This window comes from Streptomyces lienomycini, assembly GCF_027947595.1.
Classification (GTDB): domain Bacteria; phylum Actinomycetota; class Actinomycetes; order Streptomycetales; family Streptomycetaceae; genus Streptomyces; species Streptomyces lienomycini.
In genome coordinates this window covers 6318296-6333129 of sequence record NZ_CP116257.1, presented here as the reverse complement: position 1 = coordinate 6333129, position 14834 = coordinate 6318296, and the positions used below count along the sequence as shown (strand labels likewise).

Annotated in this window: 14 protein-coding genes; 11 read left to right on the top strand and 3 right to left on the bottom strand. The window is 71.1% G+C overall.

Annotated features, from left to right (window positions below):
• Nucleotides 1–121: 121 nt before the first annotated feature.
• The 3 genes from BJ961_RS28955 to BJ961_RS28945 form a co-directional block, all read right to left on the bottom strand.
• Nucleotides 122–1063 (bottom strand): hypothetical protein, encoded by a 942-nt coding sequence (locus BJ961_RS28955; RefSeq protein WP_271415737.1) that lies wholly within the window; start codon nt 1061–1063, stop codon nt 122–124.
• A 52-nt stretch (nt 1064–1115) separates the two neighbouring features.
• Nucleotides 1116–2711 carry a DUF6801 domain-containing protein gene (locus tag BJ961_RS28950; protein ID WP_271415736.1) on the bottom strand — a complete coding sequence of 532 codons (1596 nt, stop codon included), beginning with the start codon at nt 2709–2711 and terminating at the stop codon, nt 1116–1118.
• Between the two features lie 106 nt (nt 2712–2817).
• On the bottom strand, nt 2818–3450 hold the full coding sequence (locus tag BJ961_RS28945) for a hypothetical protein (RefSeq protein ID WP_271415735.1): 633 nt from the start codon (nt 3448–3450) through the stop codon (nt 2818–2820).
• 650 nt (nt 3451–4100) lie between these two features.
• Between BJ961_RS28945 and BJ961_RS28940 the strand changes: the two genes are divergently transcribed.
• Genes BJ961_RS28940 through BJ961_RS28890 form a run of 11 tightly spaced genes read left to right on the top strand, consistent with a single transcriptional unit; the run spans nt 4101 to nt 14833 of the window.
• Entirely contained in the window at nt 4101–5111 is a 1011-nt protein-coding gene (locus BJ961_RS28940) for an ABC transporter ATP-binding protein (RefSeq protein WP_271415734.1), read from the top strand.
• Nucleotides 5108–5872: an MlaE family ABC transporter permease gene (locus BJ961_RS28935; RefSeq protein ID WP_271415733.1), complete on the top strand. Its 765-nt coding sequence runs from the start codon at nt 5108–5110 to the stop codon at nt 5870–5872. The genes BJ961_RS28940 and BJ961_RS28935 overlap by 4 nt, the downstream gene beginning before the upstream one ends.
• Before the next feature lie 6 nt (nt 5873–5878).
• Nucleotides 5879–6685, top strand: a complete 807-nt coding sequence (locus BJ961_RS28930; RefSeq protein WP_271415732.1) for an MlaE family ABC transporter permease — start codon at nt 5879–5881, stop codon at nt 6683–6685.
• 1 nt (nt 6686) lies between these two features.
• The gene (locus tag BJ961_RS28925; protein ID WP_271415731.1) at nt 6687–7943 is read left to right on the top strand and encodes an MCE family protein; all 1257 of its coding nucleotides are present in this window, start codon (nt 6687–6689) and stop codon (nt 7941–7943) included.
• The gene (locus tag BJ961_RS28920; protein ID WP_271415730.1) at nt 7940–9004 is read left to right on the top strand and encodes an MCE family protein; all 1065 of its coding nucleotides are present in this window, start codon (nt 7940–7942) and stop codon (nt 9002–9004) included. Before BJ961_RS28925 ends, BJ961_RS28920 begins: the two co-directional genes overlap by 4 nt.
• Nucleotides 9001–10053 (top strand): MCE family protein, encoded by a 1053-nt coding sequence (locus tag BJ961_RS28915; protein WP_271415729.1) that lies wholly within the window; start codon nt 9001–9003, stop codon nt 10051–10053. Before BJ961_RS28920 ends, BJ961_RS28915 begins: the two co-directional genes overlap by 4 nt.
• On the top strand, nt 10053–11075 hold the full coding sequence (locus BJ961_RS28910; RefSeq protein WP_271415728.1) for an MCE family protein: 1023 nt from the start codon (nt 10053–10055) through the stop codon (nt 11073–11075). Before BJ961_RS28915 ends, BJ961_RS28910 begins: the two co-directional genes overlap by 1 nt.
• Nucleotides 11072–12295, top strand: a complete 1224-nt coding sequence (locus BJ961_RS28905) for an MCE family protein (protein ID WP_271415727.1) — start codon at nt 11072–11074, stop codon at nt 12293–12295. The genes BJ961_RS28910 and BJ961_RS28905 overlap by 4 nt, the downstream gene beginning before the upstream one ends.
• The gene (locus BJ961_RS28900) at nt 12292–13596 is read left to right on the top strand and encodes an MCE family protein (protein WP_271415726.1); all 1305 of its coding nucleotides are present in this window, start codon (nt 12292–12294) and stop codon (nt 13594–13596) included. The genes BJ961_RS28905 and BJ961_RS28900 overlap by 4 nt, the downstream gene beginning before the upstream one ends.
• Nucleotides 13593–14108, top strand: coding sequence for a hypothetical protein (locus BJ961_RS28895; RefSeq protein WP_271415725.1), 516 nt, complete (start codon nt 13593–13595; stop codon nt 14106–14108). Before BJ961_RS28900 ends, BJ961_RS28895 begins: the two co-directional genes overlap by 4 nt.
• Nucleotides 14105–14833 (top strand): hypothetical protein, encoded by a 729-nt coding sequence (locus BJ961_RS28890; RefSeq protein ID WP_271415724.1) that lies wholly within the window; start codon nt 14105–14107, stop codon nt 14831–14833. The genes BJ961_RS28895 and BJ961_RS28890 overlap by 4 nt, the downstream gene beginning before the upstream one ends.
• The last annotated feature ends 1 nt before the right edge of the window (nt 14834 follow it).

Sequence of the window (14834 nt, the reverse complement as noted above, 5' to 3'; positions counted from 1 at the left end):
CGGGGCCCGGACCGGTCCACCGGGCGTTCACCGGTCTGGCAAAGCTGACGGTAAATCAACTTTGGTGCGGTGTACATCTCTTGGGGAGGAATCGTGTCACGGTTGTGTGTGCCCGTGACCGTTACTTCACGGCGGAGTGCCAGTTCTCGGCCATGGTCTTCCCGGCGTCGGGGACGACGGTCCCGGGAGCGTTGAGACCGGTGAGGTGGGTCCGCGTGTCGTTGAGGGTCAGGCTGTTGTCGCCGGCGGCGGAGGGCAGCCCGGTCTTCGCGTTCACCGCCAGGTTGATCAGTCCGACGTTCAGGCCGCAGCCGGTGGCGCCGGGCACCGCGAAGGTGCTGTCGTTCTGGGTGGCGCCGCTGAGGTTGATCCGGCTCATCTCGCCGGCCGCGTTCACGGTGCCGTCACCGTCGTAGAAGGTCATCCCGAACTCCGGGTAGTTCCGGTTCTCCGGGCGCAGCACGATCGGGTTGGCCGCCGAGCCGATGTAGCAGTTGGAGCCGAGCAGCGGGTTCTCCAGGTGGATGCGGACCGGCAGGGCGACGATGGGCATGTCGGTGAGGACACCCGCGGTCTGGTCGAAGGCGTAGGGGGCGCCGGCGGACTCCATGGTGGCGGTGATCTTGTTGAGGCTGGAGTTCTCCAGCGACTCGCAGATGCCGGTGATCACGAATATGTCGCTCGGGCACATCAGGCCGAGCAGTCCGCCGGGCACGGTGGCGGGCTCGGCGACCAGCGCGCCGGAGGCCGGGGCGACCACGCTGCTGGTGCCGTCCGCGTTCTGGACGACCCCGATCTGGAGGTTGGTCCTGCCGGTCGTCACGGTGGTGTCGCCCAGTTTGATGGAGCCGCTCGCCGAGGTGGACACCACGCACTGCGGGGTCTTGTCGAAGCCGTCGGCGGCCAGCATCGCCGGGGCGTCCACGGGACAGCGGGTGAAGGGGGCCCACTCGCCGTTCAGCGCGGGGTCGGCGGCGGTCGCCGTGCCCAGGGAGGCGAAGGCGCCGAGCGCGGTCAGCGCGGAGACGGTGGCGAGCCGGGTGCGGGCGGAGATCGGGCGCATGGTGGTGGCCTTCCGTGGAGGTGGGAGGGGAGGTGCGGGGCTGGGTGCCGGGTCAGCGCTCGGCGACCGGGATCTCGAGGGGCTGGAGGTCCTCGGTGCACTCCTGCACGTTGACGTTCATGACCGCGCACGTCTGGCCCTGGACCTGCTTGATGTAGTTGCCGGGGCCGGAGACGGAGGCGGTGAGCAGCCGGTCGAGATCCTCGCCGTCGGTGCCGCAGCCGGTGAAGGCCGGGATGGACACCTCGCCGGACAGCACACCGCCCGAGGTGAGCTGGTAGCCGACGACGACCTGGCCGTAGACCTGCTCGCCCCGCCCGAACACCACCAAGTGATCACCGGGGAAGTTCGCCGGGTCCGGCTCGGCGGAGGTGAGGGACGTCTCGGTCCGGCACTCGGAACCGACGTCCAGGGGTGTCCCGTTGACCTCCAGGGCGGTCACCTGCAGGGTCAACGGAGCGCGGATGTAGGTGTCCATCGTGGTCACCGAACCCTCGAACGGGATCAGCGGCGTCTTCAGGAGCGAGTCGATCCTGACGGGGCCCGTCTGCTTCAGCACCATGGTGGCCTTCACCGGGACGAAGTCGAAGGTCAGGAAGGTGCTCTGGAAGGGTGGTGTCTCCTGGCGCTCCCGGTAGTGGAAGTTGCCGTACGACACCGTGTTGAAGACCATCGACTCCGCGTCGATGGAGACCAGTTCGGGGATACCCTGCTCGATCAGCATGCAGGACACCGGGAGGTACGAGGCGCCCTTCATCTTGTTCACGTTGGTGTAGCCCGTGATGTAGGCGTTCAGCGACTGCGACGCGGGCGGGTGCTGCTCGTCGTAGCGGCACGGCGGCACGTCGCGGTCCGCGGCGGCACCGGGCGAGTCCTCCAGCACCTTCGGCGACCGCTCCCCCTGCCGCTCCTCCGCCTGGCCCCCCTGCCCGTCCCGCGGTGGGCCCGACGCCGTCGCGGACCCGGACGGGGAGGGCGAACCGCTCGCCCCGGGGCCGCCCGTGCCGACCGGCACGGTGGCCAGCAGCCCCTGGTCCGGGGCGTCATCGGCGAGGGAGCAGTCGACGGTCAGCGAGCCGGGGGCGTCGGCGGCCGTGTCGGTGGCGGCCCCGTCCGCGGCGCCGAGTGCCAGGTCGATCGAGAGGTCGCCCGCCGAGAAGGCCAGGTCGCCGTCGCTCTGGCCGGCCACCGAGGGGACGTCGCCCTTCGAGACCAGCGTCAGCGGTCCCGACGCGGGCAGTGCGACGGGCCCGCTGCCGCCCCGCCAGGTCGCCGCGGCCGTGGCCGCGTTCTGGGTGAGGCCGATGCCGAGCCGCGTGGCCGCCCGCACCTCGGTCGCGTCGGGCGCGGTCGCCGTGAGGTCCGCGACCGCCTCCGCGGGCAGCTCCACGGTGGTGGTGACGGCGTCGGGCGTGAACGTCTCGCCCCGGTCCGCGCGTTCCGGGAGGTCCGCCGAGATCCGCACCGTCGCCGGCAGCCCGCCCGAGGGGAGGGCGCAGACGTAGGGGAGTTCCGCCTCGGCCTGCTGGGTGCCCGAGGCGGAGGCCGTGGTCGGGATCAGCGCGGCGAGCACGACGAACGCGGCGATCGACGTGGTCCGGGCGCGGATCCGGGGCGGCCGCGGGGCGGCGGTTCCTTGGGCTTTCATGCGACTCCGCTCGGGTGGCTTGGACGGGGCGCCGGTGCCGGGAGGCGGCACGGGCTCGCGAACGCCCGGCCGGGATGCCGGCCGGGCGGACATGAGCGGGAGCGGTCTACGGGTTGGAGCCGACGATGGTCGGGATGACGCTGCTGCCCGCCTGCTTGACGGCGTAGTTGCCCTTGAAGGTGGGCTTGGTGGTGGGCGTGACGATCGCGCCGCAGTTGACGGGGTTGGTGACCGCCAGCTCACCGGAGACGCTGTTGACCGCGAGGACGCCGGTGGAGTTGGTGTAGGTGGCCGAGGCCTTGCCCGTCACCGTGAACTTGCAGGCGCCCGCGGTCACGTTGGCCTTGACGTTGCCGACGTAGCCGGTGGTGACACCGGTGGAGGCGTTGTAGTCCTGCGCGACGACGTCCCAGGGGGTGACCGAGGTGGTGGTGACGTTGCCCAGGACGCTGGTGCACGGCGAGCCGGAGGCACCGAAGTTCATGGTGTTGATGTCGGCGACGTCCCCGGGGTTGCCGGTCGCGCTGTTCATCACACCGGTCGCGTTGGAGGCCGTGCAGGTCATCGGGATGGTGGCGGTCAGCACGATGTTGCCGACGTTCGCGGCCTGGAACGAGGCCGGCGAGGGGGTGACGGTCCACACCGTGGACGGCACCGCGGAGGACGGCCCGGCGGCGAGACCCAGCGCCGACGCGGCCGCACAGACCACGATGGCCGACCTTCTCGTGTTCTTCTTCATGACTCGGGACTCCTTGAGGGTTGACCGGCAGTGAGCGGTGACGTTACTCGCCGGAAACTTAGCCGAACAATGAGCCCGTCCATGATTCTTTTAAAAGTGGAACAAGCTGTTTCCCCAGTGAGTGATTCGCGGTTCGCCTTAGTCACGCGCTGCCAAGACCGAAACGTCCGGCCGACGGCGGTCCCGTTTCCCGCACGCCGCGTGTTTGAGGGTCGGAATGCTCACCTGCCGACAAGGTTCCGGCCGGTTCTTGTGTCCTCCGTGACAGGTTCCGGATGGCCGGAGTCGGTATCCCGGAAAACTCGGATTCCGGTGTTGCCCGCCGAGGTTACTCGGCCGTAACGTGCCGTTGCGGTGCTCGGTTCCAGGTCGGTGGCCCCCGTCGGCCGGAACCATGACGGATGCTTTTTGGCCCACCCTTCCATCGGGCTCGGGTGTCCGTCGGCGGGGTATCGCGGGACCACACCCCCCGGAACCGCGAGACCCCGCCCTGTCTCGGCGGAGACAAGTTCGGGGCCGGCGTGTTGTCTGCGCGGTGACAAGTTCCGGAGGGCTGCCGAAGATCCGGTGCACGCCCGTTGTCACTGCGCTCCGTGCCGACTTAACGTGCGCCCGCGGCACATATCCGATTGACGTCCGCTGGAGGTGATATGGGAATCGAAGTGGTGGTCGAGGGCCTGACCAAGTCCTTCGGTAAGCAGAGCATCTGGCGGGACGTGTCACTCACTCTTCCTGCCGGTGAGGTGAGCGTGATGCTGGGCCCGTCCGGCACCGGGAAGACCGTTTTCCTGAAGTCGCTCATAGGGTTGCTCAAGCCGGAGAAGGGCCGTGTCCTCATCAACGGAGTGGACATGGTGAACAGTCCCGAAAGGGACATCTACGAGACCCGGAAACTGTTCGGCCTCATGTTCCAGGACGGAGCCCTCTTCGGGTCCATGTCCCTCTTCGACAACATCGCCTTCCCGCTGCGCGAGCACACCCGCAAGAAGGAGTCCGAGATCCGCCGCATCGTCATGGAGCGGATCGAGGTCGTCGGACTGCTCGGCGCGGAGGGCAAGCTTCCGGGAGAGATCAGCGGCGGCATGCGCAAGCGGGCCGGACTGGCCCGCGCGCTCGTCCTCGACCCGCAGATCATCCTGTGCGACGAACCGGACTCCGGACTCGACCCGGTCCGCACCGCCTACATCTCGCAACTGCTGATCGACCTGAACGCGCAGCTCGACGCGACGATGCTGATCGTCACCCACAACCTCGACATCGCCGCCACCGTGCCCGACAACATGGGGATGCTCTTCCTGCGCGAACTGGTCACCTTCGGCCCGCGCGAGGTGCTGCTCACCAGCGAGGAGCCGGTCGTCTCCCAGTTCCTCGGCGGGCGGCGCGAGGGCCCGATCGGGATGTCCGAGGAGAAGGACGCGGCCACCCTCGCCGCCGAGGCGGACGCCGCCCCCGCCGTCCCCACCGCACCCCGGGCGATCGTGCCGCAGCTGGAACCGTCGCCCGGCCTCCCGCCGCGCCGGGCCGTCGCCCGCCGGCGTGAGCGCGTCCTGGGCGTGATCGACACGCTGCCGCCCGCCGCGCGCTCCGCCATCCGGGAGACCTACGCGAAGGACGCCGAGGCGGCCACCGTGCCGATGCCCGCCGCCGGGAGCGGCGCGTGATCACCGGCGCGCTGCGGCAGACGGGCCGGCTCTTCGCGCTGGCCCTCGAAGTCGGCCGTGCCGTCTTCCGAAGACCCTTCCAGTTCCGGGAGTTCGTCGAGCAGTTCTGGTTCGTCGCGAGCGTGACCATCCTGCCCGCCGCCCTCGTCTCGATCCCCTTCGGCGCCGTCATCGCCCTCCAGGTCGGCTCCCTGACCGAGCAGCTCGGCGCCCAGTCGTTCACCGGGGGCGCCAGCGTCCTCGCCGTCGTCCAGCAGGCCAGCCCGCTCATCGTGGCCCTGCTGATCGCCGGCGCGGGCGGCTCGGCCATCTGCGCCGACCTCGGCTCCCGCAAGATCCGCGAGGAACTCGACGCGATGGAGGTCATGGGCGTCTCCCCGGTGCAGCGACTGGTCGTGCCCCGGGTCCTGGCCGCCATGGGCGTCGCCGTCCTGCTCAACGGCCTGGTCTCCGTCGTCGGCATCCTCGGCGGCTACTTCTTCAACGTCATCATGCAGGACGGCACCCCCGGCGCCTACCTCTCCAGCTTCTCCGCCCTCGCCCAGCTGCCCGACCTGTACGTCAGCGAACTCAAGGCGCTGGTCTTCGGGTTCATCGCCGGCATCGTCGCCGCCTACCGGGGCCTCAACCCGCGCGGCGGCCCCAAGGGCGTCGGCGACGCCGTCAACCAGTCCGTCGTCATCACGTTCCTGCTGCTCTTCTTCGTCAACATGGTGATGACGGCCGTCTACCTCCAGATCGTCCCGCCGAAGGGAGGCTGAGGACCGATGGCCTCCCCGCTCGTCTGGCTCGACCGCTCCGGCGACCAACTGCTCTTCTACGCCCGGGCCCTGCTCTGGATCCCGCGGACCCTGCGCCGCTACCTCAAGGAGGTGCAGCGCCTGCTCGCCGAGGTGGCCTTCGGCTCCGGCGGTCTCGGCGTCATCGGCGGCACCATCGGCGTGATGATCGCGATGACGCTCTTCACCGGGACCGTCGTCGGACTCCAGGGCTACGCGGCCCTCGACCAGATCGGCACCGCCGCGTTCACCGGATTCGTCTCCGCCTACTTCAACACCCGCGAGATCGCCCCCCTCGTCGCCGGACTCGCCCTCTCCGCCACCGTCGGCGCCGGCTTCACCGCCCAGCTCGGCGCCATGCGCATCAACGAGGAGGTCGACGCCCTCGAAGGCATGGGCATCCGCTCCATGCCCTACCTCGTCACCACCCGCATCATCGCCGGCGTCGTCGCCATCATCCCGCTCTACGCCATCGGCCTGCTCTCCTCCTTCCTCGCCTCCCGCTACGTGACCGTCCTGTTCAACGGCCAGTCCCGGGGGACGTACGACCACTACTTCAACCTGTTCCTGTCCCCGACGGACGTACTGCTGTCCGTACTGAAGGTGCTGATCTTCAGCGTCATGGTGATCGTCGCCCACTGCTACTACGGCTACCGCGCCTCCGGCGGCCCCGCCGGTGTCGGTGTCGCCGTCGGCCGCTCCGTGCGCAACGCCATCGTGCTGATCAGCGTCACCGACTTCTTCCTGTCGCTGGCCCTGTGGGGCGCGACCACGACCGTGAAGGTGGCGGGGTGAGATGAGCCGACCGAGAGGACAGGCGCTGCGCCACCGGCTGGCCGGGGTGGTGTTCGTGCTGGTGCCCGCCCTGCTGATCTGGCTGGCCGTCGCCGTCTACGACAAGAAGTTCACCGACTCCGACCCGGTGGTCGTCGAGACCGGCAGCGCCGGCAACCAGATGCACCCGGGCGCCGAGGTGAAACTGCGCGGCGTCGTCGTCGGCGAGGTCCGCGCCATCGACGCCACCGGCGACGGCGCCCGGCTCACCCTCGCCATGAAGCCCGGGACGCTGGACGACGTACCGTCCGACGTCCGCGCGCAGATGCTGCCGACCACCCTGTTCGGCGAGCGCTTCGTGGCCCTCGTACCGCCCCCGGACCCCTCGCCCGACCCCCTGCCCGCCGGGTCCGTCGTCCCCCAGGACCGGTCCGCGAACGCCATCGAACTCCAGCAGGTCCTCGACAACGTGCTGCCGATGCTCACCGCCGTCCAGCCGCAGAAGCTGTCCGCGACCCTGTCCGCCGTCTCCCAGGCCCTCGAAGGACGCGGAGAGCGGCTCGGCGACACGCTCACCCTGCTGGACGAGCACCTGGCGGAGTTCAACCCCCACCTGCCCGCCCTCAACCGCGACCTCAGGGAACTCGTGAAGGTCAGCCACGTCTACGCGGACGCCGCGCCCGACATCATCACGGCGCTCACCGACTTCACCACCACCAGCGGCACCCTGGCCGAGCAGGAGGCCCAGCTCGCCTCCACCCTCGGCGCCACCACCCGCACGGCCGAGGACGTGACGGCCTTCCTGCGCAAGAACGAGGACAACATCATCCGGCTCAGCGCCACCAGCCGGCCCACGCTGGAACTGCTCGCCGAGTACTCCTCCGCCTTCCCCTGCACCCTGCGCACCCTCGCCGAGTTCGTGCCGGCCATGGACAAGGCGCTCGGCAAGGGCACCGACCGGCCCGGCATCCACGTCGACGTCACCACCGTCGCCTCCCGCGGCGCCTACCGCCCCGGCCGCGACACCCCCGCCTACGACGCCGGCGGCGGCCCCCGCTGCCCCACCGTGCCCTACGTCGGCTCGCTGCCCCGGCCCACCGTGCGGGCCGCCTCCGCCGCGGCCGACCAGGACCTCGGGCCCGCCAACTCCCCGCAGGAGAACGACCTCGTCAACGAACTCCTCGCCCCCGCCGCCGGCGAGAGCCCCGCCGACCTGCCCGACTGGAGCAGCCTGCTGGTCGGCCCCGTCTACCGCGGCACGGAGGTGACGCTGCGATGACCCGGGCCGACAACGCGCACACCCGGCGCCGCCCGCTGACCGGGCCGCTCGTCAAGTCCCTCGTGTTCGTGGTGGTCACCGCCCTCGCCACCACCGTGCTCGGCCTGAGCGTGGCCGGCACCGGCGTCGACTCCGGCACCGGCACCAGCACGTACAAGGCGCTGTTCACCGACGTCACCGGGCTCATGGACGGGGACAGCGTGCGGATCTCCGGAGTGACGGTCGGCGAGGTCACCGACGTACGCGTCGTCCAGCGGCGCACCGCGCAGGTCACCTTCACCGTCCGCGACGACCGCGGCCTGCCCCGCTCGACCACCGCGGCCGTGAAGTACCTCAACATGGTCGGCCAGCGCTACGTCTCCCTCGGCCGCGGCAGCGGCGACCTCACCGGCACCCTGGAGGAGGGCGGCACCGTCCCGCTGGACCGCACCACGCCCGCACTCGACCTGACCCTCCTCTTCAACGGCTTCAAGCCGCTGTTCGAGGGGCTCTCCCCGAAGGACGTCAACGAACTCGCAGGGTCGATCGTGCAGGTGCTCCAGGGCGAGGGCGCCACCGTCGACAGCCTGATCCGCCACATCGGCTCGCTCGGCACGACCGTCGCCGCCAAGGACAAGGTGATCGGGCAGGTCGTCCAGAACCTCACCACCGTCCTGGACACCCTCAACGACCGCGAGGACAGCTTCGACGACCTCGTCGTCACCCTCCAGGAACTGGTCACCGGCTTCAACGAGGACCGCAAACCCCTCGGCAGGGCCGTCGCGGCCATGGGCGACCTGACCACCGTCACCGCCGACCTCTTCAAGGACGGACGCGCCCCCCTCAAGCAGGACATCGGCGAACTCGGCCGGCTCTCCACCAACCTCGGCGAGCACACCCCGCAGATCGAGGACTTCCTCGAGAAGACCCCCGCCAAGATGACCGCCCTCGCCCGACTGTCCTCCTACGGCTCGTGGTTCAACCTCTACCTCTGCGAGGCGCGCGTGAGCCAAGTGACCACCTCCGACGGCTCCGAACCGCCGACCGGCATCGCGATCACCGAATCGAGGTGCCGCGGATGAAGCGCCCCCGCCCCCGTCCCCGTATCAAACCGGTCAAGGAACGCAACCCCGTCGCCGTCGGCGTCGCCGGACTCGTCGTCCTCGCCCTGATCGCCCTCCTCGCCTACAACGTGGACCGCCTGCCCTTCGGCGGCGGCACCTCCTACAGCGCCGACTTCTCCGAGGCCGCGGGCCTGGACGAGGGCGACGAGGTACGCATCGCCGGCGTCAAGGTCGGCCAGGTCACCGGCGTCGCGCTCGACGGGGCCAAGGTGAAGGTCGTCTTCGAGGTCGAGGACGCCTGGCTGGGCGACCGCACGACCGCCGCCATCGCCATCAAGACCGTCCTCGGCGACAAGTACCTGGCGCTCGACCCGCTCGGCTCCGGCCGCCAGGACCCCGGCAGCCGCATCCCCCTGACCCGCACCACCTCCCCCTACGACGTGACCCAGGCCTTCCAGGACCTCAGCGGCACCGTCGACGCCATCGACACCGGACAGCTCGCGGAGAGCTTCGAGACCATCTCCGAGACCTTCAAGGACTCCCCGCCGCACGTGCGCAAGGCGGCCACCGGACTGTCCGACCTGTCGAAGTCCGTCTCCAAGCGCGACGCGGAACTCGCCGAACTCCTGGGGGGCAGCGCCCGGTTCACCAAGACACTGGAGAACAAGAAGTCCAGCTTCGAGACCCTCATCGAGGACGGCGGCCCCCTGCTCGGCGAACTCCGCGACCGCCGCGCCGCCATCAGCGCCCTGCTCAAGGGCAGCCGGGACCTGGGCACCGAACTCGGCGGCCTCGTCAAGGACAACGAGAAGCAGCTCGGGCCCACCCTCAAGGCCCTCAGCCGCGTGACCGGCGTCCTGGAGAAGAACAACACCCAGCTCGGCAAGACCCTCGCCCTGGTCGGCCCCTACTACCGCCTGGTCGGCAACACCCTCGGCAACGGCCGCTGGTTCGACAGCTACCTCTGCGGTGTCGTGCCCCGCTCCTACCTGCCCAAGACCTCCCAGCCCGACACCGGATGCGAGCCGCCGAAACAACCGGCGGCGGCCCAGGGGAGCGGTGAGTGATGAACCGACGCAGAAAGATCCTCACCGGGGTGCTCGCCTTCGCGGTGCTCGCCGCCGCCGGCCTGGTCACCGTGCGCGTCCTCGCCTCCGACGGCGTCCGCCTCACCGCCTACTTCGACCGCGCCATCGGCGTCTACGCCGGGTCCGACCTGCGCATCCTCGGGGTACGGGTCGGCGAGGTGGAGTCGGTACGGCCCGAGGGCACCACCGTCCGCGTCGGACTCCGCCTCGACGAGGGGGTGAAGGTCCCCCGGGGCGCGCGGGCCGTCGTCGTCGCACCCAGCGTCGTCGCCGACCGCTACGTGCAGCTCACCCCCGCCTACAGCAAGGGCCCCGACCTCGCCGACGGAGCCGTACTGCCGGCCTCCCGCAACCGGGTCCCCGTCGAGATCGACCAGATCTACGACTCCATCACCCAACTCGGCGACGCCCTCGGCCCGGACGGCGCCAACTCCGACGGCGCCCTGTCCGAACTGCTGAAGACCGGCGCCGCCAACCTCGACGGCAACGGCGAGGCCATCGGCGACAGCGTCGAGCAGTTCGGCAAGGCCGCCAAAACCCTCGACGGCAGCAGCGACGACCTGTTCAAGACGCTCGGCAGCCTCCAGACCTTCACCACCATGCTGAAGGACAAGGACACCGAGGTGCGCACCGCGCAGGAACGCCTGGACGAGGTCGTCAGCTTCTTCGCCGACAACAAGGACGACCTCACCGGCGCGCTGGAGGAACTCGGCAAGGCCCTCGGCCAGGTCAAGACCTTCATCGAGGACAACCGGGGCGAACTGAAGAAGAACGTCGACCGGCTCGTCCCCCTCACCCGGACCCTGGTCGAGCAACGGGCCTCCCTGGCCGAGGCCCTGGACGTGGCACCGCTGGCCGCGGGCAACGTCGTGGGCGCCTACAACCCCGACACCCGCACTCTCGACGGCCGCGCCAACCTCAACGAGATCAGCATGGGCGGCCCGCTGCTGCCCCTGCCCGTCGCCGGAGCGGCCGACCAGGGCGAGGGGGACGGCCGATGAAGCGCGGCGCGTTCACCACGGCCCGGGTGGCCGGGCTCACCGCGGGCGGACTGATCGCCCTCGGCCTCGGCTTCACCCTCGCCCTCGGCGGCGTCTCGGCCGGCGTGCCGGGCTTCGACGGCATCGAGGACCTGCCGCTGCCCGGCGGCGCCGACCTCGGAGACCACCCCTACACCGTCACCGCGGAACTCCAGGACGTGCTCAGCCTGGTCCCGCACTCCGCGGTGAAGGTCAACGACGTCTCCGTCGGCCGGATCACCGGCATCGACCTCGGCCGCGACGACTGGTCGGCCCGCGTCACCATGGAGATCAACGGCGACGTGCGGCTGCCCGCCGACGCCACCGCACGACTCGAACAGTCCAGCCTGCTGGGCGAGAAGTACATCCAGCTCGTGGCACCCGCCGAGGAGACCGGGTCCGCCCGGCTGGCGGACGGCAGCGTCATCCCGCTGGCCCGCACCAGCCGCAACACCGAGGTCGAGGAGGTGTTCGGCGCGCTGTCCCTGCTCCTCAACGGCGGCGGCGTCAACCAGCTCAAGACCATCACCCGGGAACTGAACTCGGCGCTTGGCGGCCGCGAACCCGAGGTCCGCTCGATGCTGAAGCGGGTCAACACCCTGGTCGGCGACCTCGACGACCACCGGGGAGACATCACCGACGCCCTCGACGCCGTCAACCGCCTCTCCTCGACCCTCGCCACCCGCAAGGAGGACGTCGGCACCGTCCTCACCGACCTCTCGCCCGGACTGAAGACGCTGGAGAAGCAGCGCGGCTCGCTGCTGACCATGCTGCGCTCCCTCGACACGCTCTCCGGCGTCGCCGTCTCCACCATCGACGCGAGCAAGAAGGACATGATCGCCGACCTCAAGGCCATCGCGCCGACGCTGCGGGCACTCGCCGACGCGGGCACGGACCTGCCCGACTCGCTCCAGGTGCTGGTGACCTACCCGTTCACCGACGAGGTGCTGCGCGGAGTGAAGGGCGACTACCTCAACGCGTACCTCACCATGGTCGCCGTGCCCGGCACCGAGGTGATCCCGCCGCTCGTACCCGGGGGCACGGCCTCCCCGTCCCCGTCCGCCCCCGCACCCGGGGACGCGGCGGCGGACGCGGGGGCGGACGCGGGGGCGCAGGCGCGGGCCGGCGCGGCCGCGAAGCAGCGGTCCGCCTCGCCGCTGCCGCTGCCGTCCGTGTCCGGGCCCGGAGGTGAGCGCGGATGATCACCCTCGCCGTACGGCTGAAGAACCTCGCCTTCCTCCTCATCGCCGTCCTCGTCCTCGCCTTCCTCGGCATCCGCTACGCCGACCTCGGCCGGTACGTGGGCGTCGCCGACTACTACACCGTCGACGTCCAACTTCCGCGCACCGGAGGGTTGTTCACCCACTCCGACGTCACCTACCGGGGCGTCTCGGTGGGGCGCGTCGGACCCATCGACCTCACCGCCGAGGGCGTGGTCGCCGAGCTGCGCATCAAGAAGTCCGCTCCCCGCATCCCCGCCGACACCAAGGCCGTGGTCGCCGGGCTCTCCGCCGTCGGCGAGCAGTACATCGACCTGCGGCCCGAGAGCGACGGCTCCCCCTACCTCGCCGACGGCACCCGCATCGAGCAGTCCGACACCCAGGTGCCCGCACCCGTCACCGACGTCCTCACCAGCGTCGACGACCTCGTCAGCTCGGTCCCGCTGGAGGACCTGCGCACGGTCGTCGACGAGTTCGGCAAGGCCTTCGAAGGGCACGGCGACGACCTCCAGGTGCTGATCGACAGCGGCAGCGACTTCGTCGAGGCCGCCGACCGCGCCCTGCCGTCCACCACCCTGCTCATCAACGACGGCGAGACCGTCCTGCGCACCCAGGCCGAGGAGTCCGAGGCCATCCGCGACTTCGCCGTCGGCGCGAAGGAACTGGCCGTCGCGCTCAAGGGCTCCGACGCCGACCTGCGCCGCCTCCTCGCGGTCACCCCCGAGGCCGCCACCCAGGTCAGCGGCCTGCTGCGGGACCTCGACCCGAGCCTCGGCGTGGTCCTCGCCAACCTGCTCACCACCTCGGAGGTCGCCGTCACCCGGCAGCGCGGCATCGAGGAACTCCTCGTGAAGTACCCGGCGGCCGTCGCCGCCGGCGCCACCGCAGTCGACGGAGGGAAGCTGAACCTCGGCATGGCCGTCACCTTCTTCACCCCCCTGCCCTGCACCGACGGGTACGGCGGCACGCGCTACCGCAACGGCCTCGCCCTCGGCACCGCGCCCGCCCTCAACACCGACGCCGCCTGCACCGCCCCCGCGTCGAGCGGCTCCAACGTGCGCGGCTCGGCCAACGCCCCCAAGGGCGGCGCGGTGCCCGACCCGGCCAGACCCGGCTCCCTGCCCTCCGGGAGCGGGACCACGAAGAGCGGCGGGAGCCCGGCAAGCGGCGGTACCGCGGCCGCGGCGGCCCTCCCCGGCGCGCTCGCCCTGCCGGGACAGAGCGGCGAGGCACCGTCCGGCCTGACCGGCCTCCTCGCCCCGGCCACCGGCGGCGCGCGATGAGGCGGGCCCGGATCCTCACCGGGGCGGGACTCGCGCTGGCCCTCGGCTTCTGCGGCACCGGCGCGTGGACGTACGCGCAGGCACGCGCCGACGACTCGCTGGCGTACGGCAGGGAGCGGGACGAGGCGCTCGCCGACGGCCGCGACGGCATCGCCGTCCTCACCACGCTCGACGCCTCCACCCGGCAGCGGGCGGAGCGGAGCATCCAGGACTGGCGCACCGCGTCCACCGGTCCGCTGCGCGGCGAACTGGGCGACACCGAGGCCAAGGCGGGCGACTCGGCACGCGGCACGGTCACCGAGGCCGCCGTCACCGCGCTCGACACCCGGGCCGGCACGGCCAAGCTCATCGCCACCGTCCGCGTCGAGGTCACCCCCGCCGGGACGAAGAAGCCGACCACCGACCGCAAACGCCTCGAAGCGGTCCTGGCCCGCACGGGCGAGGACCAGTGGAAGGTGAGGGCGCTGAGCGCGGTGCCGGTCGAGGAGGAGAAGGGCGGCGAGCAACGATGACGCCGACATGGCTGCTGCGCGGAGGGACCCCGAGCGACCCCGCCCCGGACGAGGGGGAGGCGCCCTCGTCGGCGGCCCCCGCCCCCGCACCTCCCGACGCCGAGACCGAGGCCGCCGAGGACACACCCCCCGACGACGAGGCCGCCGAGGGCGAAAGGGCCGGGGAGGACTCCGAGTCCGGCGTACGGCGTCCGGCCGGCGGGCGTTGGCGGCGGGTCGCTCTGGGCGGGGTCGCCGCGGCACTCGTACTCGGCGGCTGCGGCTTCTTCTACGGCGCCCACCAGCTGCGGTCGGCCGCACCCGCCCAAAACCACGCGCTCACCGACACCGAGGCCACCTCCCGCGTCGCGGGCGACGTCGGCAACGCCCTCGCCCGCGCCTTCTCCTACACACCCGACGGCACCGCGGCCGCCGAGCGCTCCGCACAGACCGTCCTCGACGGCCGGGCCGCCCGTCAGTACGAGACCCTCTTCGCCCGCGTCCGCGACGACCTCACCGCACAGCGCGTCACCCTGAGCACCCGGGCCGTCCGCATCGGCGTGATCGAACTCGACGGCGACAGGGCCCGCCTCCTGGTCTTCCTCGACCAGACCTCCCACCGCGAGGACAAGTCCAGGGAACAGGACGGCAAGCAGCACAAGGCGACCACCGCGGCGGCCCAACTCACCGTCACGGCACGGCTGGAGGACGACCGGTGGCGGATCGTCGACATCAAGGCCCGCTGAC

Bases quoted from the DNA above. Each gene is read 5' to 3' on its own strand.
- BJ961_RS28955 (WP_271415737.1), bottom strand. From the start codon at position 1,063: ATGCGCCCGATCTCCGCCCGCACCCGGCTCGCCACCGTCTCCGCGCTG.
- BJ961_RS28950 (WP_271415736.1), bottom strand. From the start codon at position 2,711: ATGAAAGCCCAAGGAACCGCCGCCCCGCGGCCGCCCCGGATCCGCGCC.
- BJ961_RS28945 (WP_271415735.1), bottom strand. From the start codon at position 3,450: ATGAAGAAGAACACGAGAAGGTCGGCCATCGTGGTCTGTGCGGCCGCG.
- BJ961_RS28940 (WP_271415734.1), top strand. From the start codon at position 4,101: ATGGGAATCGAAGTGGTGGTCGAGGGCCTGACCAAGTCCTTCGGTAAG.
- BJ961_RS28930 (WP_271415732.1), top strand. From the start codon at position 5,879: ATGGCCTCCCCGCTCGTCTGGCTCGACCGCTCCGGCGACCAACTGCTC.
- BJ961_RS28925 (WP_271415731.1), top strand. From the start codon at position 6,687: ATGAGCCGACCGAGAGGACAGGCGCTGCGCCACCGGCTGGCCGGGGTG.
- BJ961_RS28920 (WP_271415730.1), top strand. From the start codon at position 7,940: ATGACCCGGGCCGACAACGCGCACACCCGGCGCCGCCCGCTGACCGGG.
- BJ961_RS28915 (WP_271415729.1), top strand. From the start codon at position 9,001: ATGAAGCGCCCCCGCCCCCGTCCCCGTATCAAACCGGTCAAGGAACGC.
- BJ961_RS28910 (WP_271415728.1), top strand. From the start codon at position 10,053: ATGAACCGACGCAGAAAGATCCTCACCGGGGTGCTCGCCTTCGCGGTG.
- BJ961_RS28905 (WP_271415727.1), top strand. From the start codon at position 11,072: ATGAAGCGCGGCGCGTTCACCACGGCCCGGGTGGCCGGGCTCACCGCG.
- BJ961_RS28900 (WP_271415726.1), top strand. From the start codon at position 12,292: ATGATCACCCTCGCCGTACGGCTGAAGAACCTCGCCTTCCTCCTCATC.
- BJ961_RS28895 (WP_271415725.1), top strand. From the start codon at position 13,593: ATGAGGCGGGCCCGGATCCTCACCGGGGCGGGACTCGCGCTGGCCCTC.
- BJ961_RS28890 (WP_271415724.1), top strand. From the start codon at position 14,105: ATGACGCCGACATGGCTGCTGCGCGGAGGGACCCCGAGCGACCCCGCC.